The organism is Fructilactobacillus sp. X8R1C1 (assembly GCF_059900945.1).
Window position 1 is genome coordinate 26736 of record NZ_JBWXVH010000001.1, and the last position, 26123, is coordinate 52858.

Sequence of the window (26123 nt, forward strand, 5' to 3'; positions counted from 1 at the left end):
TGAGATTATGGTATATTGGATCATCTTTTTCAATAGACCCTATATGGAGGTTCCAGATAATGAACGATTCAAATATGTACATTGGTTTAGATATTGGAACTACTTCGATTAAAGTGATTGTAGCTGAGAAGGCTAACGGTCAAATGAATGTAATCGGAGTTGGTAATGAAAAATCAACTGGTGTTAGTCGTGGAGTTATTGTTGATATTGATAAGGCGTCAAATGCTATTGAACGAGCTGTTAGTCAGGCTGAGGAAAAGGCAAGTGTCAAAATTAGCAATGTAATTGTGGGCATCCCGGCTGATCAGATTAAAATTGATAAATGTTCTGGGATGATTGAGCTCCCCGACCAGTCTGAGGAAATCACAAACGATGATGTTGTGGATGTGTCTGAGTCTGCTATTGATACCAACCTTCCACCCGAACGTGAAGTAATCGATTTAACTCCAGATGAATTCATGGTAGACGGTTTTGACGGTATTCAAGATCCAAGAGGGATGGTTGGAAATCGTTTGAAAATGAATGGTCGAATGATTAGTGGGCCTAAGACTATTATTCATAATATTAAAAAGGCCGTTACTAATGCTGGTTTGAATATTGAAGCATTGGTTGTCGATCCCCAGGCTGAAGGAAAATATATTTTAAGTGAATCAGAGCAAGAGTTTGGAACAATATTGATTGACCTAGGTGGAGGACAATCAACGGTTGCGGTTATTCATGACTTTGAACTCAAATACGCCAATGTTGATCTTGAGGGTGGACAATACATAACTAAAGATATTTCTTCAGTATTAAACACTTCTGCCGCTAACGCTGAAAAGTTGAAACGTGGATATGGATATGCTGATGTTGATCAAGCTAGTGAAGATAATGAGTTTCCAGTCGAAGTTGTTGGCCAAGGACAACCAGTTAATGTAAGTGAAAAATTATTAGCTGAAATTATCGAAGCACGAATTGATCAAATCTTTGGCAGACTCAAAGATGATCTTGATGGAATTGATGCATTAAGTCTCCCTGGTGGGATTGTGCTAACTGGCGGGGTATCCTCTATGCCAGGAATTGCTGAATTAGCCGCTAATACCTTTGGCGTTAATGTCAGAGTTTATATTCCTGATCAAATTGGTTTAAGACACCCCTCACTATCGTTAGCATTATCATTAGTTAATTATGGTGGTAATTTAAGTCAAATTGAACGTTTAGTACGTTCAGCATTTGACCATGGTGAGTTCGCCTATGATGACAACGGAAATGCCAGAGAAATTGAACCTCGATCTGAACCAAGCATATCTGGATCCATTCCCTTTAAGCAAAAACGTCAGAATAAAACGGCAAAAAAGAAACGTGAAAAGAAACCAAAGAGTGATAAGAATTTAGGCGAAAAATTAAGTGGCATTGTACACCACTTTTTCGAGTAACGCGGGGGTATTTATAAAATATGGACTATTCAATGGATGCAAATAAAAATAATGGTGCAACAATTAAGGTTATTGGAGTTGGTGGCGGTGGTGGAAATGCCGTTAATCGAATGATCGAAGAAGGCGTTAAAGGGGTCGAATTTATTGCCGCTAACACCGACCTACAGGCTTTAGGAAGTTCTAAAGCAGAAACTAAGATTAATCTTGGACCCAAGCTCACCAAGGGACTAGGAGCCGGTTCAAATCCAGAAGTTGGATCAAAAGCAGCTGAAGAAAGTGAAGAAGCCATTACTGATGCCTTACACGATGCTGACATGGTGTTTGTTACATCAGGAATGGGTGGTGGAACTGGAACTGGGGCAGCTCCGATTGTTGCCAAGATCGCTAAAGATGCTGGTGCATTGACAGTTGGGGTTGTGACTCGTCCTTTCGTTTTTGAGGGACCAAAACGTGATCATAACGCTACCGAAGGAATTGAAGCCCTTAAGCAAAACGTTGATACTTTAGTGGTGGTTTCAAATAACCGCTTGTTAGATATGGTTGATAAAAAAACTCCAATGATGGAAGCTTTTAAGGATGCCGACGACGTATTACGTCAGGGCGTTCAGGGAATCACTGATTTGATTACTAGTCCCGGGGTTGTTAATCTGGATTTTGCTGATGTAACAAGTGTAATGCAGAATCAAGGATCCGCTCTTATGGGAGTGGGTGCAGCAACCGGCGAAAACCGAACTGAAGAAGCAACTAAGAAAGCCATTAATTCGCCATTATTGGAAGTTTCAATCGACGGAGCTCAACAAGTCTTGCTGAATGTAACTGCCGGACCAGAGTTATCACTTGCTGAGGCACAAGATGCCGCCAATATCGTATCTGATGCAACGTCAAATGATGTTAATATCTTCTTTGGAACCTCAATTGATGAAAATATGGGTGATGAAGTTAAAGTTTCGGTAGTTGCAACTGGGATTCAGACTGGGGATCCAGACCGTTCTGCTAGCCCAGCACTAACTAGGAAGAATCGTTCGAGTACCTTTGCTAGTCCTAAGACTGATAATGCTACTAAAGATAATTCAGCTGATTCTAGTAATGATGATCCGCTTCACAACTGGGACATTAGTGATAACCAAAACGAAGTTAGAAATGCTGATTCATCAGATAATGACAAGTTTTCGAACGTGGAAAAGCAAGACTTTGAACCATTTGAAGCTGGAAATAATTCTGATTCAAATAATAATGATAGTGGAAACGACAATGATGATGTCCCTCCATTCTTCAGATATCGGAACCGAAATAATAAGCAATAGTATTCGGAGAGGAGCTAGTAATGTCATATAATTTTAAGCGTTTTTTTGGTCTCGATGATAATAACGAGACTTATGAAGACGACGACTCAAACCAAAATAATGTTGATAGCGTTCGATCTGTAAAAAATAATCCGCGTAAGGTCGTATCAATGAGTAAAAGTGATATTTCTAATAGTAAAATTGCTGTTATGGAACCCCGAATTTATGCTGACGCAAAAAGTATTGCCAGTAAATTAATTGGTGGGAATGCTGTAATTGTTAAAATGGACGGGGTTAGTAATGAGTCCGTCAAAAGAATCGTTGATTTTTTAAATGGGACTATTTACGCTATTGATGGAAAAATAAGACGAATTGATGAGAAAATTTTTCTCTGTGCTCCTAACAATTTTGATATTGATGGCGCAATGGACGAAAAGTTCAATAGTAGGTTAGGATGATTTAATTGGTAATGGTAATTACTTGGATTGCACAGATTATTAATTATGCAATTCAGATTTATATGTTGGCAATCGTAATCGATGCTTTACTGACATGGTTTCCAGGTGCCTCACAGTCTCGATTTGGTCAGTTTTTTGGTCGGATTGTGAATCCTTTTTTAGAGTACTTTAATTTTGCTCACATTGGGATGTTAGGATTTGGGCCAATATTGGCCTTAGTTGTACTTCAACTTTTACAGTTTGGTGTAACCTACATTGGAAATATTATCATAAGTTTGGTCGCATAAAATGGGTGTTGAAAAGAATATTGAACAACATTTTAGAAAATCCGAATTACCGTTCCTTCAAACTGCAAGTGATTGGATTGATAGTGCGAATTCTGAGTATCGTCCAGTTCTTACTAGTTTTCTCAACTCAAGGGAGTGCTATTTACTTCAGACTTTGGTAAATCGTTATCCTAGTTTGAAGCTGTTGACGTTTGGTGGATATCAAAATGCTGAGATGAAACGAGGTCTGATTTATCCAGACTATTTTGTGCCGAAGTTTGATGATTATGAATTATCACTAATTGAGATTCAATATCCTGAAAAATTTGCGTCTATCCATCACAATCAAGTTCTTGGAAGTTTGATGGGAAGTGGAATTGAACGCAAAGTTCTCGGCGATATTTTGACCGACGGAGAACGTTGGCAATTTATTTGTGAGAATGAAATGGCTAAGTATTTGATAAGATCAGTTGATCGTATTGGTAAAGTAAAGGTTGATTTAAGCCAAATTAATTTTAGTCAAATTGTTCAGCAAAAAGATGACTGGATAGTAGATTTTGTTACTTTACCATCATTTCGTTTAGACGTTGTTATTTCGATTGGTTTTCATATCTCTAGAAGTATGGCTAAGAGTCTGATCGAGCATGAAAAAGTTCGCTTAAATTGGTTTGAGTTTACTAAATCAAATTATGAAATTAAAGTTTCTGATATGATTTCTGTCAGAGGATACGGTAGAATAAAGGTAGTGGGATACAATGGCCACTCGAAAAAGGGAAAATTAAAAGCTGAATTAAACGTAATAAAAAATAAATGAGGAGGGATATTATGACGCTAACGGCTCAAGATATTCATGATAAAAAGTTTTCACTAAAAATGAGGGGATACAGCATTGATGAAGTCAATGACTTTTTAGATCAACTCACTAAAGATTACCAAATTCTGCAAGATGAGAATGAGGAGCTTAAAAGATCATTAAAGAAAACCAAAAAAGACCTCACTTACTATGATGATTTAAAAAATTCTTTGAACCAATCGATTTTAGTTGCCCAAGAAGCAGCTGATAAGGTTAAAAAGGACGCAGAAAGTGATGCAAATGAAATCAAACAAAAGGCTCAAGAGCAAGCCGATTCTATTTTAACTGAAGCTACTGCTCAATCAAATGAAATCATGGGTAACACTTCGAAACAGGCTCAAAGTCTTTCGATTGCGACTGATGATTTTAGAAATAGTGTGAAGGATTTCCGTCAAAAGATGATTGGAATGCTTAAAAGTCAGTTAGACTTTGCCCAGAGTGAAGATTGGAATAAATTACTCGATTCAAGTAATTTTAGCAATTATGATGAGATTCAAGATGCTGTGAAGAATCTTGACAAGCAGGCTATTGGCAGTGTAAACTCATCTAGTAATGATTCTTCAAAGGGTGATCAATTTGTTGTAGAGTCGGTTTCAGGACCATACACGGATCCGACAGTTGAAATTTATCCCAATGATAAGCTACATAAATAATGATAGATTGAAGATAGAAAGTTGCTAATGGTCTTTTCAGCGAATTAGGGTTGGTGTGAGCCTAAAAAAGTAATTATTAGCAAAAGATCACTTCGTTAATAGTCTATGATGCAATGAGAAAATTAACGGTTGTTAATTTTGAATTTGGGTGGTACCACGAAGACTTCGTCCCTATTAGGGCGAAGTCTTTTTATTTTGAGGAGGATACTATGAGAATTAAGGATACGCTAAACTTGGGTAAAACTAAGTTTAAAATGAGAGGAAATCTTCCCGTTAAAGAGGTTGAACGGGAAAAAGTATGGGAAGATAATCAACTTTATCAACAACGGCAAAAACTGAATGAAGGCAAACCATCGTTTGTATTACACGATGGACCTCCGTATGCTAACGGTGATATCCATATGGGACACGCCATGAATAAAATCACCAAAGACATTATTGTTCGATTTAAATCCATGAATGGATACCGTGCTCCTTATGTTCCGGGATGGGATACTCATGGACTACCAATTGAACAGCAACTTAAAAAGAAGGGCTATAATCGCAAAGAGATGTCTACGAATGATTTTCGTAAACTTTGTCACGATTATGCCTTAAAACAAGTTGACCGACAGCGTGATGAATTCAAACGTTTAGGTGTTTCAGCGGACTGGGATAATCCATACCTTACTTTAATGCCCGAATATGAAGCGGCTGAAGTACGTGTTTTTGGTAAAATGGCTGATCGGGGCTTGATTTATAAGGGACTTAAGCCGGTAATTTGGTCTTGGTCATCGGAATCCGCACTAGCGGAAGCAGAAGTTGAGTATCATGATGTGACTTCTCCGTCGGCATTTTTTGCTGAAAAAGTGATTGATGGAAATGGAATTTTAGATGATGATACTTATATGGTTGTCTGGACTACGACGCCTTGGACGATTCCTGGTTCTGAGGGAATTACCGTTGAACCCGACTTTAACTATTCGATTATTCAACACGATGATGACCCGAAAAAATATGTTATCGGAACCGATTTACTTGATAAAGACGCAGAAATGTTCGGATGGGAAGACATCAAAACCTTAAAGACGGTCAAAGGAAAGGATTTAAACAACATTAAAGCCCAACATCCGTTTGATAAAGACCGTCAACTGGTTGTAATGAACGGCGATTTTGTTACTAATGACTCCGGAACTGGGTTAGTTCACACTGCTCCTGGATTTGGTGAGGACGACTATAACATTGGGATGGAATACGGTTTAGATGTATTTGCTCCTGTAGATGCTAAAGGATACCTCACTAAAGAAGCTGGTCCTGATTTTGAAGGTGTCTTTTATGAGGATGCTAACCAAATTGCTTTGGATAAGTTAAAAAAACAGGGACAGTTAATTCATTACATGCCTTATAAACATAGTTATCCCTTTGACTGGCGAACCAAAAAGCCGGTCATTTATCGTGCTACCCCACAGTGGTTTGCCTCAGTTGATAAGATTAGAAAAGAAATCTTGGATGCCGTCGATACGGTTGGATTTAACCCTGATTGGGGCCAAAAGCGACTCTATAACATGATTCGTGATCGTAGTGACTGGGTCATTTCTAGACAGCGAGTTTGGGGAGTTCCACTACCAATTTTCTATGGTGAAGATGGAGAACCAATCATTACTGATGAGACGATTGAACACGTTGCTAGTCTGTTTGGTAAATATGGCTCCGATATTTGGTTTGAAAGGGAAGCCAATGATCTTTTACCAGACGGGTTTACTAGTGAGCATTCACCAAATGGTAAGTTTACCAAAGAAAATGACATTATGGATGTTTGGTTCGATTCGGGTACTTCTCATCAGGGCGTTTTGGCTGAACGCCCTGAATTGACGTATCCATCTGATCTTGTTGTTGAAGGATCCGATCAATACCGTGGTTGGTTTAACTCTAGTCTGATTACAAGTGTTGCCTATGCCGACATTGCACCTTACAAACATGTTTTATCACAAGGATTTACCCTGGATAAAAAAGGTCACAAAATGAGTAAATCACTTGGAAATACGATCGCCCCAAGTGATGTTATCAAGCAAATGGGAGCTGACATTGTTCGTTTGTGGGTTACCACTGTTGATACTTCAGCTGATGTACGGGTATCAATGGGTAATTTTAAGGTCGTTTCTGATAGTTATAAAAAGATCAGAAATACAATTCGGTATATGTTAGCTAATACAAGTGATTTTGATTCAGAATCAGATTCGGTTAAGTATGAAGACATGAACCATGCTGATCAGTACATGATGCTTCGCTTGAATCAATTAATTAAAAACGTTAAAGATGACTACAACAAGTACGATTTCATGAGTATTAACAAGGAGTTACTGTCATTTATTACTAGTGATTTGTCGGCTTTCTACTTGGATTTTGCAAAAGATATTTTGTACATTGATCCCAAGAATGGTCACAGACGCCGTTCAATGCAAACGGTTTTATACGAGGTCCTAGTTGCTTTAACGAAATTAATGACTCCAATCATCCCCCACACGACCGAGGAAATTTGGAATTTCTTAAATGAACCAGAAGAATTTGTTCAGTTGGCTGAAATGCCAGAAGTTAAGCACTTTGACAATGAAGATGAAATTAGTCATCAGTGGGATCAATTTATGAAGTTGAGAAAGAACGTGTTGAAAGCCATGGAACTAGCTCGAGATGGTAAAGTCATTGGTAAACCGTCTGAAGCTAAATTGACTTTGTATGTTGATGATGCAACTAAGAAGCTGTTTAACGATTTAGGTGTGGATATTGCTCAAATCTTGATGGTTTCTCAATTAGAGGTTAAATCAATTGATGAAGTTGACTCAGATGCAGATCGATTTGATGATAATTTAGCAATTAAAGTAGAGCATGCCAAAGGTGAGACCTGTGTTCGTTGTCGTCTCATTAAGCAGGATGTTGGTTCTGACCCAGATTACCCAGAGTTCTGTGGTCGTTGTGCTAAGATTGTTAAAGAAGAGTTTCCAGAAACAGCAACAGACGGATTTGATGAAAAGTAATGGAATCGGGATTTGATCCCGATTTTTTATTAACAAAGGGGTAAAACGAAATGAAAGGTACGATTAAAAGTTACGAAAGGGATAAGGGATTTGGGTACATTGAGGTTCCTAATTCTGATGACATTTTCATGCATATTACTGGAATTATTTCTGGAAATCCAAAGCAAATTAAGCCTGGTGATCAAGTTGATTTTGTAAAAGCCATGGGACAACACGGTTTCCAGGCTGCTAAGGTGGTTTTACATCAAGATTAAAGCAATTGCATTGGGGTTATATTATGGTTAAACTATTTTTGGAAGGTGATTATTATGGATTTTGAAGAAAAAGTAATTAGTAGTAAACCGGTTTATAATGGACCAATTGCTCAAGTAGAAGAACAGCAAGTTAAGCTTCCAAATGGACAGTTAGCCTCTAGAGAGATTATTCACCACTGTAAATCAGTAGCAATGCTTGCAATCACCTCAGACAATAAAATGATTTTAGAGAAACAATGGCGCGCCCCAGCAAAACAAGTGATGATTGAAATCCCTGCAGGTAAATTGGATGATCGCGACAATGATTCACCGATTCATGCCGTTAAAAGGGAATTAAATGAAGAAGTTCGATATAACGCTAAGGAAATTAAAGAGCTTTATTCATTTTATCCATCAGTTGGAATTTCTGATGAGTATATGTATTTGTACTTAGTGGAGGGATTAACCCCAGTGAAGACAAAGTTACCTAGAGATCCTGGTGAATTTTTAGAAATTAATGAGTATACGCTAGATGAAGCCAAACAAATGATGAAAAGTGGCAAAATCATTGATGCTAAGACAATTATGGCAATCCAATACTGGGAACTGATGCAGAAATAGGCGGTCAATATATGGTAGTTAATGATAGGGAAAAAGATCGGTCTGAAATGACTAGATCTGAGTATAAGCGCATGTATGGTGATAGCGGGAGAAGAGATCCCCGTACTCGTTATGATAATGAATCAGAAAATCAAGAGACTCGGCATGCCCGTTTGAAAAAGCGAAGCTGGTTTGACCGATTGTTTCATCGTGCTAATAAGGGTCAATCCGATGAATCTTCGGGGAATTATTATACCGATCAACCGGACTCATATGAAAGAGAAAGACAAGATGCTTCGGAGTACAAACGTAAACGACTCGGAAGAAGATTGAATGTCGTTATATTATTATTATTGTTATTAATTGTGCTCGTGCTAGCAATTATGAGATTCGTTGGATAATTTAGGAGAATTTGGGAAAATGAAAACATTTGGAATTATTTGTGCAATGGATGAAGAAATTAAATCTTTAAAATCAGCATTAAAAAATGAGAGAGAAAAAGATATTAATGGCATCAAGTTTTATGAAGGGACCATCGATGGTCAAAGAGTTGTCTTAGTAAAATCTGGGATTGGCAAAGTTGAAGCAGGAATTACAGCGGCTCTTTTACTTGAGAATTTTGATGTTGATGTAATCATTCATTCTGGATCAGCAGCTGGCATTGGGGAAGGACTGAGCGTTGGGGACTTAGTAATCTCTACTCAAACTGCTTATCATGACGTTGATGCTACTGCTGCAGGATATGAATACGGTCAATTACCCGGTCAGCCAGCTCGATTTGACGCTTCTAACACTTGGATTAATAAAATTACCGATGCTTCAAAAGATACCGGAATTAACCCTAAAAAGGGTTTGATTGTTACCGGAGATCAATTCATTGCTGGACAAAAAATGATCAATGAAATTCTGAAAAATTTTCCAGATGCCTTATCGGCTGAGATGGAAGGCGCCGCAGTAGGACAAGTTGCCCACCAGTTTAATATTCCGTACGTCGTTATTAGAGCGATGTCAGATGTTGGTGATGAAAACGCTAATCAGAGTTTTGACGAGTTTGTTGTTGACGCCGGGAAACGTTCGGCACAGATGCTATTAAATTTATTTAAGAATACTAAAGAAGCTTAGAGGGATGATTTAATTGGGTGAGATCTATTTAGATAACGCCGCAACCACACCAGTCTCCAGCGAAGTGCTGGATGACATGTACGATAAGTTTAAAAATAACTTTGGAAACGCTTCTACTTTGTATCAACTTGGAAGACAATCCAAAGAAATCTTGGAAGATAGTCGACATGTGATTGCTAAAAGTATTAATGCGGATGATAACGAAATTGTATTTACAAGTGGTGGAACTGAGAGTGATAATACAGCTGTGATTAGAACGGCTGAAGCTCGAAAGAGTCTTGGTAATCACATTATTACAACTGCAATTGAACATGAAGCAATTTTAAAGCCAATGAAATATTTAGAAGATCATGGATTTAGAGTTACTTATTTACCGGTTGACAAGCAAGGTAATATTTCTTTAACTGATCTGAAGAATGCGCTTGATGATGACACGATTTTGGTTTCAATCATGATGGGAAATAATGAAGTGGGTAGTAAGAATCCGATTCATGAAATTGGGGAACTACTTAAAGATCATCAGGCTTGGTTTCATACTGATGCTGTGCAAGCTTATGGTCTACTTGATATTGATGTCAAAAGGGATCATATTGATTTACTATCTACATCGGCTCATAAGTTAAATGGTCCAAAAATGATTGGTTTTTTGTATCGACGAAATGGAATTAATTTTACCAGTTATATTATGGGTGGCGATCAGGAAGACAAACGACGTGCCGGAACCGAAAATATTCCCCAAATATCAGGATTTGCTACGGCCGTTAGAAACCTTCCTAGTGAAAAGAAAAAGCAACGAAGAGAAGATTTTATGCGATTTAAGCGCGAAGTGGTTGATGGATTAACTAATAACGGAATTGACATTGATGTAAACGGATCGATGAGTGATAATACCCTGCCACACGTCTTAAACATTTGGATCAAGGGAATTTCTACCTATGTTATGCAGACTAATTTAGATTTAGCGGGGATTGCCGTGTCGGGTGGATCAGCATGTACCGCTGGTAGTTTAGAACCTTCTCATGTCTTAACTGCAATGTTTGGAAAAGATAGTCCTAGACTTTCAGAATCCATTCGAGTTAGTTTTGGGGCATATACCACTGATGAAGACATTCAAAAATTAGTTACTGAGATTACGGCGATTGTTCATCGCTTGAAGAAGGGAAACAAGAAGTAATGGCATTTTCAAAGGTAGTCCAGTTAAAGGGTGGAACTGACAAATATGAGTTGAACCCAGAAATCAAACAATACACTTTACTTGACCTTGGTTTTAACACCACTAAAAGTGGCAATTTTTCCTATAAGAAATCCATTGACCCTGAGTCCCCATTCAATAAAAGGGCGATCAAGCTTAAGATTACAATCAATTCTGATATGAGTGAATTTAAGATGGCAGTCGTTGATGGTAATGAAATGAATGATGTGGATATCTTTTCTAATGATAATCATCAAGAAGAACGTGATCAGTTTAATTTCATTATGCAGAATATGATTTTAAGAAAAGTATTTCAAAAAGTGTAGAAGAGTGAAAAGTTGCAAGAATGTTAGTTAGTAGAGTATGATAGTAAATACTGGAATTGCGACCTTCAAATCGTAGATTTTCAGAATCTAAAGAATGATGGTGATGTTATGCAAGATAACAGTAAAACACGTGTTGTTGTTGGTATGAGTGGTGGAGTTGACTCTTCAGTTGCCGCCTACCTCTTAAAACAACAGGGATACGATGTGGTTGGAGTCTTCATGAAGAACTGGGATGACACCGATGCTGATGGTGTTTGTACCGCTACTGAAGACTACAAGGATGTTGCTCATGTTGCTAACGAAATCGGCATCCCATATTATTCTGTTAACTTTGAACATGAGTATTGGGACCGGGTCTTCAAGTATTTCTTAGCGGAATACAAACGCGGACGTACTCCTAATCCTGATGTAATTTGTAATACTGAGATTAAGTACAAAGCTTTTCTCGAGTATGCAATGGATCTTGGTGCCGATTATATTGCAATGGGGCATTATGCTCAGTTGAAACGTGATAAAGAAGGACACAACCACTTATTACGTTCCACAGATCTTAATAAAGATCAAACTTACTTTTTAAGTCAACTTTCAGCGGATCAATTGGATCGAGTAATGTTTCCAGTTGGTGGAATGACTAAACCTGAGGTTAGAAAAATTGCTAAAGAAGCTAACCTTTGGGTAGCCGACAAAAAGGATTCAATGGGAGTTTGTTTCATTGGTCCAAACAACTTTAATAATTTTCTTAGCAAATACCTTCCTGCTAAACCAGGTAAAATGATGACCTTTGATGGTGAAGTTAAGGGTCATCATAATGGGCTGATGTATTATACAATTGGTCAGAGGAAAGGTCTCGGTATTGGTGGAGATGGTTATGATAATCGACCTTGGTTTGTTGTTGGTAAGGATCTTTCTAAGAATATTCTGTACGTTGGAAAGGGTTATGACAATGAACATTTATATGCTGATTATTTAACTGCTTCTGGTCTTTCTTGGATTGATTCCAATACGCGAGGAAATGATTTTCATTGCACGGCTAAGTTTAGGTATCGTCAAAAGGATACTGGGGTTACCGTTCATATTGATGACGATAATAATCATGTTAAGGTAACTTTTGATGAACCAGTTCGGTCAATTACTCCCGGACAGGCAGTGGTTTTTTATGACGGTCAAGAATGTTTAGGAACCGCTACGATTGATGCCGCGTTTAAAAATGATCATGAACTACAATATGTATAATATTTAAACAAAGTTCGACTCGTTTTGAGTCGGACTTTTTTGATAATTTAATTCTAAACTGGCATAATAAAGCTATATCAATGTGTGTGAGGGATTTAAATGAGACTTTATTTTGTGAGACATGGGAAGACCGAATGGAATCTTGAAAGTAGGTATCAAGGTGCCGGAGGTGATTCACCGCTTCTTGACGAAAGTTACCATGAAATGGATCAAGCGGGTAAATTTCTTTCGGGTGTTCAATTTGCACATATTTATGCAAGCCCTATCAAAAGAGCACGAATTACCGCTTTCCATATTCAAAAATGGTTAAAATCTCCAGTCTCCATTTCACTGGACAGTCGCTTGGAAGAGTTTCATCTCGGTAAGATGGAAGGAATGAAATTTACTGATGTGCAAAAGAAATTCCCAGAAGAATTTGATGCCTTTCGTAACCATCCAGATCAATATCGTCCTGAAGCAATTGGTGGGGAAAATTTCCCCGCATTAATCAAGCGAATGCAAGGTAAAATTAATGAAATTACGCAAAATTACAATAATAACGATAATATCTTAATTGTTAGTCATGGAGCAGCTCTAAATGCTTTGATTAATTCATTATTAGGGATCCCACTAAAAGACTTACGTAAGCGTGGTGGATTGGCTAATACAAGTACTACCGTTATTGAAACTAGTAATCATGGAAAAACGTATCGATTGGTGGATTGGAATAACACCAGTTATTTAGACAGGAAAGTTGAAAAATCAGATTTAGTGTAATAGGAGTAAGGCTATGACAGATAATGGACGAGAAAATAAACCAACGGAAGATCCCCGTCAAAAGCAAGCGGAAGAAACACTTCATAAGTTAGTAAAAGATATTGATGATCACCCAAAGGACTACCGAACTTACTATGATTTAAGTGTGTTTTTAGTTGAGCTTAAAAGTTATACCCAGGCTGAAGAGTTATTAATGAAGGCTTTGGGTTTATTTGGCGATTCAAATAAAAAAGCAAAAAGCACGCTGTTATATGGTTTAGGTAACGTATATTATTCTGCTGGTGAATATGAAAAAGCCATTCAACAGTTTCAGCAGGTGAATGATCCTGAGTTAAAAAAAGACGCTTACGTGATGTTGGCTCAAAGTTATATGGGGAAAAAGGACTATAAGAGAGCTTTAGTGTTTTTATTAACGGCTCAAGAATTAGCAAAGCAAGATTCTGAAATTAATCGAATGATGGGGGAGTGCCTAATGGCACTTGGTGATTTCGATCAAGCAGCCGATTTTTACGATCGAGTTCTAAAAAGTAATCCAAATGATGGGAAAGCTAATTTCGATCGGGGATTAATTGCGATGGTGATTGGTGAACCATTTGATGATTATTTCAAGAAAGCCGAAAAGTACGATAAGAAAAATTTTGATGCCAAACAAAGTCAGATAAAAGACATTGAAAAAGTCGTTCAATTAAATAAACAAAAAAATGAGCACCCTGATGACTCGAAACCAAATGATTCCAAAAAATAGGAGAAAATAATTGTCTGAATCCATGGATTTATTTCAAACGAACGGAAAATTGAATAATTCATCTCAAAATGAGCAACCATTTGTGAAAGGACAAGTTCAGACAACTTTTTTTGAAAGTTCAGATAGTTTCTACAAAGTTTTGCTGGTAAAGGTTAATGAAACCAATGTAGATTGGCATGAAGATGAAATTGTTATCACTGGTAACTTTGCGGATATTAGTGATGATGTCACTTATCGTTTTATTGGTAAGTTGGTTGACCATCCCAAGTATGGAAAGCAATTTCAAGCTGAAAACTACAAGCGGGTTGGTCAAACTTCCAAAAAGGGTTTGGTTAATTATTTATCAGGTGATGAATTTACTGGTATCGGGCCGAAGACTGCCGAAAAAGTTGTTAACAAATTGGGAACGAATTTAATTGAGAAGGTTTTAGAAAACCCGGCGGTTTTAAATTCAGTTGGATTAACCAAAAAGCAAAAGGATGTAATTACAAAAGCAATTCACGAAAATAATGGGGTTGAACAAACCATTGTTGGGCTGAATAGTTATGGCTTCGGCAGTAGCTTAGCTTCTGCCATCTTTAAAAAGTATAAAGAGCAGGCTTTAGAAGTCATTAAGAATAATCCTTACCAACTCGTTGAAGATATTTCTGGAATTAGCTTTAAGCGTGCTGATCGAATTGCGAATAAGGTTGGAGTAGATTACAACGATAAAGGACGGTTGCGTGCCGGATTACTGACAGCTCTTGACTCTTTATCCATTAAAAGTGGTAATACGTATTCTGACACTAGAGAATTGATGCAAGAAAGCACTCGAATTCTTGAAACCGATCGAACGCAGAGTATTGACGATAAGAAGTTAGGTGAAGAATTGTATGATTTAGCTAAAGACCAAAAAATTGTCGTTGATGAAGATAAAATTTATTTAAAAAATCTATACGATGACGAGATACGCATTGCTGAAAACATCAAGCGAATTGAGCAGGGTGGCAAAAAGGCGGAGGATCAACCTAATGATTTTTCTAAGATAATTGGCAAAGTTGAGAGTGAGGTCGGAATTGAGTATGACGACTCTCAGAAAAAAGCCATTAATGAAGCAATGATAAACCCTGCATTTTTGCTTACTGGTGGTCCTGGAACTGGGAAAACGACTATTATCAACGGAATTGTTAGAACGTTTGCCAAAGCTAATGATTTATCTTTAGATATTAATGACTATAAAGAACAAGCATATCCAGTATTATTAGCAGCTCCTACTGGGCGAGCTGCCAAGAAAATGAGTGAGTCAACTAAAATTCCTGCCAGTACCATTCATCGCTTGCTAGGTCTTACTGGTCATGGCGATGAAGAAGCTGCCAATGATTTGGAGGGTGGTTTGTTAATCGTTGATGAAATGTCGATGGTGGATACAGACTTATTTAAAATTTTATGCCAGGCGGTTCCAAACGGTATGAAGGTGATCTTTGTTGGTGATAAAGATCAGTTACCGTCGGTTGGTCCCGGTCAGGTTTTTTATGATTTACTCCGTTCTCACACAATTCCTAGCGTGGAATTAAACCAAATTCACCGTCAAAATGACGGATCAACCATTGTAGAATTAGCCCATGATATCAAGAATGGTGAGATGCCCAAAACACTTTTAAAAAACCAAAGGGATCGTAGCTTTATTAATTGTAATACCCAACAAGTTGATTCGGTAATTAAGCAGATTGTTAATAAGGCCAAAACGAAAGGATTTAGTTCTACGGATGTACAAGTACTGGCTCCAATGTATCGTGGAACTGCAGGGATTGATCGTTTAAACGTTGAGATTCAAAACATTATGAATCCTAAAACGGCTGACTCTCAGAAAGAAGTTGACTTTAGGGGAACCACTTATCGAATTGGCGATAAGGTTCTTCAACTTGTAAATGTCCCTGAGAATAACATTTTTAACGGTGATATTGGTAAAGTCGTTGGAATTGAAGTTAATAGCGATAATAAGCATTATCTAGATAAACTGGTCATTGCGTTTGATCAAAATGAGGTTACCTATACTCGAAATGACTGGAATCAGTTAACACTTGCCTACTGTACCTCGATTCATAAAGCTCAGGGTAGTGAGTTCGAAATGGTTATCTTACCGATTGTTCCTCAGTATAAGAGGATGCTTAAAAGGAATTTATTGTATACTGCAGTTACTAGAGCTTCGAAAATGTTGATTATGATTGGAGATCCAAATTCATTTAAAGAATGTATTGAAAATGAATCGGTTAATCGGAAAACGACTTTGAAGCAACGGTTACAATACGTGATTGACGAAGAGTTTACTCCAAAGGTAATTGGAAATTCAAAAAAGGGTAGACCGACTTTTAAAAAGAAAACTCCCTCAGATTTTATTTTATCGGAGGATCAGATTATTGAAAATACAATTGATCCCATGATTGGGATGCAGGGAATTACCCCTCAAAATTTTAATAATGATAAATGAATTAAATTCGATTATAATGTAGGTAGTAATTAGTTGGTTATGAGGGGAAACTTGATGGTGAAAACAAAAAAAGAAAAAAAGTCGGCAAAGATATTTGCGTTGAATTCGAATCGTCCGTTAGCAGAAAAGATTTCTGAATATAGTGGAATGGACCTTGGTAAAGCAACCATCAATCATTTTAGTGATGGTGAAATTCAAATTTCAATTGATGAAAGTATTCGTGGAGATGATGTGTACATCGTTCAATCACTTTCTGATCCTGTTAATGATAATTTGATGGAACTGATGATTATGATTGATGCGGTTCGAAGAACTAGTCCCCATACTATTAACGTGGTAATCCCGTACTATGGATATTCAAGATCTGACCGAAAAGCGCGTTCAAGAGAACCAATTACTGCAAAATTAATTGCTACTTTTCTTGAATCTAGTGCGGTAGATCGAGTCATTACTCTTGATTTGCATGCGGCACAAATTCAGGGATTTTTTGATATCCCAGTGGATCACTTGCGGTCACTTGAATTAATGGGTAATTACCTAAAAGAACATGATATTAGTAATGACGCCGTTGTGGTTTCACCCGATTATAATAGTGTCGCCAAGGCACGAGGAATGGCTGGCTACTTGAACCTTCCGATTGCAATTGTTGATAATCGAAATCCTGAGGATCTAAGTCAGGTTCCTAGTACGATTATTGGTGATGTAAAGGGTAAAAAGGCAATTGTTGTTGATGATATGATTGTGACGGGTGAGAAGATGAAAATCACTGCTCAAGCGATTATGAATGCGGGAGCAAAAGCGGTTTATGTAGTTGCTACTCATCCGGTTCTTACTGAAGAAGCGAGACAAAATCTTTCCGATCCAGCCATTAAACAGGTGATCGTTTCCGATTCCATTGTCGTTCCACAGAATAAGAGAGTTGACAAAATGGTGATCGTTTCAGTTGGCAAGCTGATTGGTGATGCCTTAAAATTAATTGAGAACGAACAATCAACAAGTAAATTGTTTAAGTAATATAAATTTGGAGGGATTCTAATGGTATTTAGAGCAAAAGATGATCGTTACGATAATATGAAAGTAAGACGTGCAGGCACAACGGGACTGCAGTTACCCGCATTATCATTTGGAATGTGGCACAGCTTCGGTGACGATGCTAATTTTAAAGATAGTGAAAAGGTAATGCTCCATGCTTTCAACAAGGGAATCTTTAGCTTTGATCTAGCTAATAACTATGGGCCCGGTTCAGGTGCTGCTGAAAGAATGTTTGGCCAAGTTTATCGACGCGATTTAAAGCCTTACCGTGATGAATTAATTATCACCACTAAAGCTGGATTTCATATGTGGCCAGGTGTTTATGGTAACTATTCTTCAAAGAAGACCCTCGTTACTGCGCTAGATCAAAGTCTTCAAAGAATGGGACTTGATTATGTGGATATTTATTATACCCATCGATTTGATCCTAATACTCGATTAGAAGAGACTGCTGAAGCCCTTGATGGATTAGTTCGTGCAGGTAAAGCACTTTACATTGGAATTTCTAATTATGATGGCCATCAGACTGCTGAAATGATTAAATTATTTAAGGAACTGAAGACTCCGTTTGTAGCTAACCAGAGTTCATATAATATGCTTAATCGAGAGCCTGAAGATGATGGGACCCTTAAGACCTTAGCAGATAATCATGATGGTTTTATTGCTTACGGTCCTTTAGCAGAGGGTCTTTTAACCAGTAAGTATTTAAAGGGGATTCCAAGTGACATCAAATTGCATAAGACCAACAAATTTATTTTGGCTAATGGTGATGAAAGTGCTGTTAATAAGCTAAATAAATTAAATGAGATTGCACAGAATCGTAATCAAACACTTGCCCAAATGTCATTAGCATGGCTATTACACGATCCAACGGTTGCCAGTGTGGTTACTGGTGCTTCAAAAGTTGATCATTTAGATGATAACCTGAAGGCATTAGATAATCTTGACTTTACTCAAGATGAATTAGATGAAATTGATAAAATCGTTAAGTATAAATAATTAAAAAAGGATGCTTATTAGTAAGCATCCTTTTTTGTTATTAAAACTGATAATATATGGCACTAAAAAAGGTTGGATCCAAACAAGTGGATTCAACCTTTTTTGTTAATTGTTCATGATTAGCATTGGCAAGATTAGGGGACTTCTTTGTGTTTTTTCATATAAGAAGTTTGATAAATCATTGACAATTGCCTTACTAATTGATTTTTCGTCTGCATTCTTATTCTTCATAGCACGACGGATGGTTCTAAAGACTAACTTGCGTCCCTCATCAAGTAATTCACCTGATTCGCGCATATAAACGAATCCACGTGAGAGAAGGTCAGGGCCAGATTGGATTTCTTGGTTCTTTAAGTTGATTGTAGCAACAACCACTACTAAACCTTCTTCAGAAAGAAGCTGACGATCCCTTAGAACTTTATCACCAATATTTCCAACCCCATTGCCATCAATGTAAACATCACCAGCGTTGAAGTATCCAGCAACACGAGCACTATCTTTTGTTAAAGCAAGCACCTCACCATTTTTTAAAATAAAACAGTGATCAGCCGGGACTCCACATTCTTGTGCAAGTTTAGTGTGGATTTTTAACATTCGGTACTCACCATGGATCGGAACAAAGAACTTTGGCTTCATTAAACGAAGCATTAGTTTTTCTTCTTCTTGGCCACCGTGTCCTGAAGTATGAATGTTATTAATCTTACCGTGGATGACTTTAGCGCCGTCTTCTTCAAGCTCATTAATGACCCGGTTAACACTTAATGTGTTACCAGGGATTGGGTTACTTGAAAAGACAACGGTATCACCAGGTTGGATCGAAATTTGCCGGTGAGTTCCGTTAGCAATTCGAGCCAAAGCAGCCATTGGTTCACCTTGAGAGCCGGTACACAGGATCATAACCTTATCTGCCGGTAAGTGCTTTAACTCTTGAGCATCGACGAAGGCACTGTCGGGAACGTCTAGATAACCAAGTTTTCTACCATTGACAATGGCTGCTTCCATACTTCTACCAAATACAGCAATTTTACGATCATGAGCTAGTGCCGTATCAATAGCCGTTTTAATTCTTGAGAGGTTGGAAGCAAAGGTAGCAAAAATAATACGACCCTTGACTTCGTCAAAAATATGACGAACGGATTTTCCAACCCATTTTTCTGACTTAGTCCAGACCGGCTTTTCGGCATTGGTACTGTCAGCCATCAAACAGAGTACACCTTCCTCACCCAGTTTGGCCATGGCTTGTAAATCAGGCGGCTGATTAGTGACAGGCGTGAGATCGAACTTATAATCTCCCGTTTCCACAATGACACCGTCAGGCGTATGAACAGCGACTCCCATTGTATCTGGTATCGAATGAGTGGTTCTAAAAAAAGAAACACTCGTCTTTTTGAATTTCAAAACTGACTTATCATTAATCTCGTGAAGTTCAGCCTGTTTTAACAAGCCGTGCTCTTCCAATTTGTTTTTGATTAATGCTAATGCTAGCGGGCCAGCGTAAATTGGAACGTTGAGAACCTTTAAAAGAAAGGGCACACCACCGATATGATCTTCATGACCATGGGTGATTACAAGTGCCTTAATTTTGTCCTTATTATCAATTAAGTACTGATAATCTGGAATGACATAGTCAATTCCCAATTGATCATCTTCTGGGAACTTGATTCCAGCATCAATTAAGATGATTTCATCCTGGAATTGTACACCATAAGTATTCTTACCAATTTCTCCGAGTCCACCAACACCATAAATAGCAGTTTCGTTATTTTTGATGTTTAATTTCTTCATAACTAGTTAAACTCCGTAATTTTAAAACCGGGATCATTTTTTTCAAATTCAAGGTGCTTCCCTTCGAGCGGTTCAATGAATTCAATGTTGTACTTTGTGTGTTGTTCAAGTTTAGTTCTAACGTCAGCAACGGTTTTAGCTTCTAAGTAAATCGTTTTAGTTGCTTCACGTTTAGGGTTAGAATTATTTTCATCTTGATATAAAACCTTGTAAATCAATATAATTACTCCTTTTTTGTTGATTTAATGTTATTTTTCGTACATTAGGTTGCAGGAACGCAACAATTAATCATATTTTAGCATATTATGGTAAATAAGTATAGAATCATGTGAATCGACAAACATGTTTCATGTTAGAATTGATCTATAAATTTACCTAATAATCAATAATGGGAGAAGAACAGTGAAAATATTTTTAGAATTGGTCGTTGCAATTGTCGTTGCTTTTTTAATTTATAACTGTTTGCACTATTTTTTTGTCACTTTACCGACCAAAAGGTATCAGTTAAAAATGAAGCATAGCGTTGATGGCGAAATCTATAAAGTGGTCAAATACTTTGAGGTTGAAGACAAACGTGAAATTGTGCAAAGTTACGTTGGGTCACAAGTACTGTCTGATTTCTGGGGTAGGGGAGTGATGGTTTTTGAATATCGTTGCGTTGTAAAAGAGGGCTATGATGATGCGGATCTCTTACGGGACCTTTTTAATCAAAAACTATCTGAATATGCCATTTCAGATGGTTTTATTGATTCCAATCATAAAAAAACGTTGATTGTGACTGACTGTTGGTTGAACAAAAGCGTAATGGTTTTTGATGTAGCCAATGTTATTAATCCTGCAACTCATGAATATTTAAGTGATTTGGATAAGTTAAATGAAAAAGAAAGGGAGACGTAGTAACGTCTCCCACAAAAAAACAATATTAATCAAAAAATACTTCATCTTCGGTTTTGGAAAATGGATCATCTTTGTCGATATGATCGTAAAACAGAGTTCCGTGAAGATGATCAATTTCATGTTGAGCAATGATGGCTGGGTAGTGTTTTAACCTGACTTGATGAACTTTACCGCTCAAATCTTGATATTTAATCGTAACACGGTCTGCCCTCGGAACAAAACCAGGGACATCACGATCGACCGATAAGCATCCTTCACCTTCAGTTAATGCACCACGTTGAACGGAGTTTGAGATAATAACTGGATTTATCATAATTGCCTTGAAGGGCGATTTTTGGTCTTCGCCTTCTGGTGGGGTTAAAACAGCAGCCATTGATTTGGATTGTCCAACTTGTGGAGCTGCCAAACCAACTCCTGCTCGCAAATGGTACTTTTTACATTGTTCAGGATCCTGACTAACTTCCAAGTAATTCATCATTTTTTCGCCTAATTTACGATCTTCATCGCTAAGTGGAAATTTAACGGGTTGACTTTGTTCCCGTAACACAGGATTTCCCTCTCGAGTTATGTCTTTCATTAAGTACATAACGTTTTACCTCCTAATTCATGTCAACTTCTACCAGTTATTTTATCATAAATCGCAAAACCAGTTAATTTCATGGTATTTCAGTATTTTAATTTACTCTTATGTGCAAAAAGAAATTTGAAATGGTATTTTATTAACAAGCAAAAAATTAATAAATTCTTTAAAAACAAAGAATGGAGGAATTGGAATGCAACCAAAAATATTAATTAAAGGAAGCATAACCAGGATCTTATCACTTTTGAACGCTTTAATTGTTTTAGACTTTCCCGTTACCATCCAAGTAGACGATAGTGAACAAGTTCGATCAACCGTCTTTTCTAGTAAGATGTGTCATAACTTGTCAATCCAGATTGCAAGTAAGCCAGAATTAAATAATTTCGATGCATTATTGTATTTGCCAAACATTGATTTCTATAATCCCAAGTTGACGGATGCTACTCAAATTGCAGAAGACTTGAGACCGGAAATTGATAAACTAAGGAATTTAATCAATGACTGTGTCTCAAATGGATTTCGCGGTAAAATAGTGATTGATGCCCCACATGATGAAGTTTTTACGTATTTTGCAGCAAGTTTTTCTGGACTTGATAATCAAAATATCATTGGCGTTGGAACTCTTCCCCAAGAAATGCTACTGAAGAATGAGCTCCAGAGGAATTTTGACGTTAGTGCTGATGATATTAATGTCAATGTCTTAGGATTAAATACTAATAATTTAGTCGCGTGGAGTAGGGTTTACATTGGTCCTGCAACCTTGCTTTCATACCTGGCTGATGATAGTAACAACTATAGTAGTGACATCATTACTCAAGTTCAAGAAGTGATTGATGATCAGGGGGTTGTTATTAATGAAATGATTCAAAGTAAAGCTATTGTCCGACTACTTTTTTCGATGTATGAGGGTCAGTCGTTAATTTGTTCAGTTGTAAATGTTGATAAAGAAAAAGATGAGCTAAGGCTGGATGTTAGCCCCAAACTAATTAATCGAAATGGAGCAGCTCAATCGATTCGACTTCAGCTTTCAGAGGACGAACAAAAAAAGTTAAACTCAGACGTTGAATGGGCCAATAATATTATTGCAGCCGTGATTAATGGAGGAAAAAATGCCTCGAAAAACTAATGATAGTTATTCTTATCCCATTGTTGATGATTGGAGTCGAAAAGAATTAATTGATGTTTGTCATTTCTTTGAAAATATTGAAATGGCTTATAATAATAAGGGAGTTAATCGAAAGAAACTAATGGATAGTTATCGACGCTTCTGTGAGATTAATCCGGCAAGAGTCGAACAAAATAATTTACAAAGAGATTTTGAAAAGCAGTCTGGTTTAGATGTGTATCATGTTGTTAAATTAGCAAAAGAAAACTCGGATTTAAAGACCATTAAGCGAAAGGAATGATTTCCATCACAACAGTAGATGATTTAAATAAAATTGATCAAGATGTTTGCCAAATCTTAAAAACCGCACGTGCGTTTGTCATGGAAAGATTAAATGGTCATTTAGACGTAGATGAAAAAACTGGAAGGAAAGATTTAGTTACAAACATTGATAAAGACAACGAAAAGTTTTTTGTAAAACAGCTAAAAGCACTTAAACCTGACAGTAAAGTTCTTGGTGAAGAGGGCTTAGGTGACAAAATTGACAATTTAAACGGACGGGTTTGGATTGTAGATCCAATTGATGGAACGATGAATTTTGTAAAGCAACGTAATCACTTCGCAATGATGATTGCCTATTATGTCGATGGCGTACCAACCCTCGGGTTCATTTATGATGTTATAAATAACAAGTTGTATCATGGTGGTCCTGATATTGGTATCTATGTTAATTCTGAGACAATGAATCCTTCAGTTAACGGTTCTCTTGAAGACGGGTTGATTGGAATGAGTGGTCCGCTTGTTATTAGGGATGTTTATCATATGCAAGAAATTGCAGAGGCTAGTTCTGGTTATCGAATTTATGGTAGTGCTGGGATCGAAATCGTTGCTGCTCTTTGCGGGGAGACAATCGGTTATATTTCGCATTTAAGGCCTTGGGATATTGCTGCTGGTCGTGTTCTTGCTGAAACGCTTGGGATGACCGTTTCTACTATTGACGGCAAGCCCATAAATATGCTATCATCAAACACAGTTTTGTTAGCGACAAAAAAGGCGCAAAAAGATATTCTGAAAATTTCGACGAAGCGTTAATCAAAAGCTGTGATGGACTCACAGCTTTTTTATCGAAGTTGGGTTATTAACTTATCAAATTGCAAATTTTTGAATTGCTTTTTTGAGGAGGAAACATTTTTGAAAACAAGAGACGATATTAGAAACATTGCCATCATTGCCCATGTCGATCATGGTAAGACGACCTTGGTTAATGAATTATTAAAGCAATCTGACACTTTGAATGATCACACTGAGATTCAAGATCGTGCGTTAGATTCTAACGCGATTGAACGTGAACGTGGAATTACCATTCTGTCAAAAAATACTGCCGTTAAATATGGCGACAAACAAATTAACATTTTGGATACTCCAGGACATGCCGACTTTGGTGGAGAAGTTGAGCGTATCATGCGAATGGTTGATGGTGTCCTTTTGGTTGTTGATGCAGCCGAAGGAACAATGCCACAGACCCGTTTTGTTTTAAAGAAGGCTTTGGAACAACATTTGACTCCAATCGTTGTAATCAACAAAGTTGATAAGCCTGGTGCAAGACCTGAAGCAGTTGTTGATGAAGTTCTTGATTTATTCATTGAATTAGGTGCTGATGAAGAACAACTGGAATTCCCAGTGGTTTATGCCTCTGCTATGAACGGAACTTCAAGTTATGATCCTGACGTTTCAAAGCAGGAACACACTATGAAGCCGGTTTTTGATACCATTATCAAAAACATCCCTTCACCAATCGATAATTCAGACGATCCATTACAATTCCAAGTTGCAATGCTTGATTATAACGATTTCGTTGGTCGAATTGGGATTGGCCGTGTCTTCAGAGGTAAGATCAAGGTTGGGGATAATGTTGTTCTCATGAAACTTGATGGGAGCACTCAGAAGTTTCGTGTTACTAAATTGATGGGATTCATTGGTCTTCAAAAAGTTGAGATCAATGAGGCTAAGGCCGGAGATTTAATTGCTGTCTCTGGAATGGAAGACATTAACGTTGGTGAAACCGTTGTTAGTCCTGATAAGCAGGAACCACTTCCTGTTTTGAGAATTGACGAACCAACCCTTCGAATGACTTTTGGAACCAATACTTCACCATTTGTTGGTCAAGACGGTAAGTATCTCACTGCTCGTCAACTTGGTGATCGTTTGAAGAAGGAACTTCATACTGATGTTTCTCTTCGAGTTGAAGACACTGATGATCCTGGTGCATGGGTTGTTTCCGGACGTGGTGAACTTCACCTTTCAATCTTGATTGAAACTTTGCGTCGTGAAGGTTACGAACTTCAAGTTTCCCGTCCTGAAGTTATCTACAAGGATGTTGACGGAGTTAAGTGTGAACCATTTGAATCCGTTCAGATTGATACCCCAGAAGAATATTCTGGTTCAATCATTGATACCTTGTCACAACGTAAGGGTGAAATGAAAAACATGGAAAACGTTGGAAATGGTCAGGTTCGAATGACTTTCTTAGTTCCATCACGTGGTTTGATTGGGTACAGCACTCAATTTTTATCATTGACTCGTGGATACGGAATCATGAACCATTCATTCAGTCAATATCTTCCAGCCATCAAAAATTGGAATCCTGGTCGTCGTAACGGAACCTTAGTTTCAATTAATTCAGGTAAGGTGACTACTTATGCCATCATGGCCGTTCAAGACCGTGGTAAGATTTTCACTGATCCTGGTACCGATGTTTATGAGGGTATGATTGTTGGTGAAAACGCACGAGATAATGATATTTCGGTTAATATTACTCGTGGTCGTAATCAAACCAACGTTCGTGCAGCTGGATCCGAAGATATTGCGAAGGTTAAGGAACCAGTTCATATGACTCTTGAAGAATCACTTGAATTCCTAAACGAGGATGAACTTTGTGAGGTTACTCCAGATCATATCAGATTAAGAAAGAGAATTTTAAATACTAATGAACGTGAAAAGGCAGCTAAGAAGCGCCGTCACAATTAATTAAAATAATTAAGACTATTTAACCATTGTTAAATAGTCTTTTTTTATTTGGTGATACTAGTATAATGAAAGGTATTAATTCATG

Annotated in this window: 27 protein-coding genes; 24 read left to right on the forward strand and 3 right to left on the reverse strand. The window is 37.5% G+C overall.

The features are described 5' to 3' along the window. Window positions 1-59 precede the first annotated feature (59 nt). From ftsA to AC6UD1_RS00285, 19 genes are all read left to right on the forward strand, one after another. On the forward strand, window positions 60-1415 hold the full coding sequence (ftsA, locus tag AC6UD1_RS00195) for a cell division protein FtsA (protein ID WP_500693929.1): 1356 nt from the start codon (window positions 60-62) through the stop codon (window positions 1413-1415). Window positions 1416-1435: 20 nt separating this feature from the next. Continuing rightward, the gene (gene ftsZ / locus AC6UD1_RS00200) at window positions 1436-2719 is read left to right on the forward strand and encodes a cell division protein FtsZ (protein WP_500693928.1); all 1284 of its coding nucleotides are present in this window, start codon (window positions 1436-1438) and stop codon (window positions 2717-2719) included. A 20-nt stretch (window positions 2720-2739) separates the two neighbouring features. Further along, window positions 2740-3156, forward strand: coding sequence for a cell division protein SepF (locus AC6UD1_RS00205; protein WP_500693927.1), 417 nt, complete (start codon window positions 2740-2742; stop codon window positions 3154-3156). 11 nt (window positions 3157-3167) lie between these two features. Then, window positions 3168-3443, forward strand: a complete 276-nt coding sequence (locus AC6UD1_RS00210) for a YggT family protein (protein ID WP_500707163.1) — start codon at window positions 3168-3170, stop codon at window positions 3441-3443. A gap of 1 nt (window position 3444) precedes the next feature. After that, on the forward strand, window positions 3445-4236 hold the full coding sequence (locus tag AC6UD1_RS00215; RefSeq protein WP_500707043.1) for a YlmH family RNA-binding protein: 792 nt from the start codon (window positions 3445-3447) through the stop codon (window positions 4234-4236). Between the two features lie 11 nt (window positions 4237-4247). Next, window positions 4248-4928: a DivIVA domain-containing protein gene (locus AC6UD1_RS00220; RefSeq protein ID WP_500693925.1), complete on the forward strand. Its 681-nt coding sequence runs from the start codon at window positions 4248-4250 to the stop codon at window positions 4926-4928. Window positions 4929-5137: 209 nt separating this feature from the next. After that, window positions 5138-7939 carry an isoleucine--tRNA ligase gene (gene ileS, locus AC6UD1_RS00225; RefSeq protein ID WP_500707044.1) on the forward strand — a complete coding sequence of 934 codons (2802 nt, stop codon included), beginning with the start codon at window positions 5138-5140 and terminating at the stop codon, window positions 7937-7939. Between the two features lie 50 nt (window positions 7940-7989). Next, window positions 7990-8193: a cold-shock protein gene (locus AC6UD1_RS00230; RefSeq protein ID WP_500693923.1), complete on the forward strand. Its 204-nt coding sequence runs from the start codon at window positions 7990-7992 to the stop codon at window positions 8191-8193. A 54-nt stretch (window positions 8194-8247) separates the two neighbouring features. Further along, window positions 8248-8793 (forward strand): NUDIX hydrolase, encoded by a 546-nt coding sequence (locus AC6UD1_RS00235; protein WP_500693922.1) that lies wholly within the window; start codon window positions 8248-8250, stop codon window positions 8791-8793. A gap of 11 nt (window positions 8794-8804) precedes the next feature. Continuing rightward, a complete protein-coding gene (locus tag AC6UD1_RS00240) occupies window positions 8805-9173 on the forward strand; it encodes a hypothetical protein (RefSeq protein WP_500707045.1) in 369 nt (122 codons plus the stop codon). A gap of 19 nt (window positions 9174-9192) precedes the next feature. Next, window positions 9193-9894, forward strand: coding sequence for a 5'-methylthioadenosine/adenosylhomocysteine nucleosidase (locus AC6UD1_RS00245; protein WP_500707046.1), 702 nt, complete (start codon window positions 9193-9195; stop codon window positions 9892-9894). A 13-nt stretch (window positions 9895-9907) separates the two neighbouring features. Continuing rightward, window positions 9908-11068 carry a cysteine desulfurase family protein gene (locus tag AC6UD1_RS00250; RefSeq protein WP_500695541.1) on the forward strand — a complete coding sequence of 387 codons (1161 nt, stop codon included), beginning with the start codon at window positions 9908-9910 and terminating at the stop codon, window positions 11066-11068. Further along, window positions 11068-11412, forward strand: coding sequence for a DUF1831 domain-containing protein (locus tag AC6UD1_RS00255; protein WP_500693918.1), 345 nt, complete (start codon window positions 11068-11070; stop codon window positions 11410-11412). The genes AC6UD1_RS00250 and AC6UD1_RS00255 overlap by 1 nt, the downstream gene beginning before the upstream one ends. Before the next feature lie 108 nt (window positions 11413-11520). After that, complete coding sequence (gene mnmA, locus AC6UD1_RS00260; RefSeq protein WP_500693917.1) at window positions 11521-12645, forward strand: tRNA 2-thiouridine(34) synthase MnmA; 1125 nt, start codon at window positions 11521-11523, stop codon at window positions 12643-12645. Between the two features lie 99 nt (window positions 12646-12744). Beyond that, window positions 12745-13401, forward strand: a complete 657-nt coding sequence (locus tag AC6UD1_RS00265; protein ID WP_500707047.1) for a histidine phosphatase family protein — start codon at window positions 12745-12747, stop codon at window positions 13399-13401. A gap of 13 nt (window positions 13402-13414) precedes the next feature. Beyond that, window positions 13415-14146, forward strand: coding sequence for a tetratricopeptide repeat protein (locus tag AC6UD1_RS00270; RefSeq protein ID WP_500693915.1), 732 nt, complete (start codon window positions 13415-13417; stop codon window positions 14144-14146). A gap of 10 nt (window positions 14147-14156) precedes the next feature. Then, window positions 14157-16613 carry an SF1B family DNA helicase RecD2 gene (gene recD2, locus AC6UD1_RS00275; RefSeq protein ID WP_500707048.1) on the forward strand — a complete coding sequence of 819 codons (2457 nt, stop codon included), beginning with the start codon at window positions 14157-14159 and terminating at the stop codon, window positions 16611-16613. 54 nt (window positions 16614-16667) lie between these two features. Beyond that, the gene (locus AC6UD1_RS00280; protein ID WP_500696602.1) at window positions 16668-17627 is read left to right on the forward strand and encodes a ribose-phosphate diphosphokinase; all 960 of its coding nucleotides are present in this window, start codon (window positions 16668-16670) and stop codon (window positions 17625-17627) included. Window positions 17628-17648: 21 nt separating this feature from the next. Next, a complete protein-coding gene (locus AC6UD1_RS00285) occupies window positions 17649-18644 on the forward strand; it encodes an aldo/keto reductase (protein ID WP_500707049.1) in 996 nt (331 codons plus the stop codon). A gap of 105 nt (window positions 18645-18749) precedes the next feature. Here the strand turns inward: AC6UD1_RS00285 and rnjA are convergent, their stop codons facing one another. Beyond that, window positions 18750-20429 carry a ribonuclease J1 gene (gene rnjA / locus AC6UD1_RS00290; RefSeq protein ID WP_500693911.1) on the reverse strand — a complete coding sequence of 560 codons (1680 nt, stop codon included), beginning with the start codon at window positions 20427-20429 and terminating at the stop codon, window positions 18750-18752. 2 nt (window positions 20430-20431) lie between these two features. After that, window positions 20432-20647, reverse strand: a complete 216-nt coding sequence (locus AC6UD1_RS00295) for a DNA-directed RNA polymerase subunit epsilon (RefSeq protein ID WP_500693910.1) — start codon at window positions 20645-20647, stop codon at window positions 20432-20434. Window positions 20648-20831: 184 nt separating this feature from the next. On the opposite strand from AC6UD1_RS00295, the gene AC6UD1_RS00300 reads away from it, so the two are divergent. Beyond that, window positions 20832-21326: a hypothetical protein gene (locus tag AC6UD1_RS00300; protein WP_500693909.1), complete on the forward strand. Its 495-nt coding sequence runs from the start codon at window positions 20832-20834 to the stop codon at window positions 21324-21326. 25 nt (window positions 21327-21351) lie between these two features. Here the strand turns inward: AC6UD1_RS00300 and def are convergent, their stop codons facing one another. Further along, a complete protein-coding gene (gene def / locus AC6UD1_RS00305) occupies window positions 21352-21912 on the reverse strand; it encodes a peptide deformylase (protein WP_500693908.1) in 561 nt (186 codons plus the stop codon). Window positions 21913-22099: 187 nt separating this feature from the next. Here def and AC6UD1_RS00310 point away from each other — a divergent pair, with 187 nt between their 5' ends. The 4 genes from AC6UD1_RS00310 to typA all read left to right on the forward strand — a co-directional run bounded on the left by AC6UD1_RS00310 (window position 22100) and on the right by typA (window position 26038). Beyond that, entirely contained in the window at window positions 22100-23032 is a 933-nt protein-coding gene (locus AC6UD1_RS00310) for a Rossmann-fold NAD(P)-binding domain-containing protein (protein ID WP_500693907.1), read from the forward strand. Next, on the forward strand, window positions 23016-23312 hold the full coding sequence (locus AC6UD1_RS00315; protein WP_500693906.1) for a UPF0223 family protein: 297 nt from the start codon (window positions 23016-23018) through the stop codon (window positions 23310-23312). Before AC6UD1_RS00310 ends, AC6UD1_RS00315 begins: the two co-directional genes overlap by 17 nt. After that, entirely contained in the window at window positions 23312-24103 is a 792-nt protein-coding gene (locus AC6UD1_RS00320) for an inositol monophosphatase family protein (protein ID WP_500707164.1), read from the forward strand. The genes AC6UD1_RS00315 and AC6UD1_RS00320 overlap by 1 nt, the downstream gene beginning before the upstream one ends. Before the next feature lie 99 nt (window positions 24104-24202). Then, window positions 24203-26038 (forward strand): translational GTPase TypA, encoded by a 1836-nt coding sequence (gene typA / locus AC6UD1_RS00325; RefSeq protein WP_500693905.1) that lies wholly within the window; start codon window positions 24203-24205, stop codon window positions 26036-26038. Window positions 26039-26123: the final 85 nt, after the last annotated feature.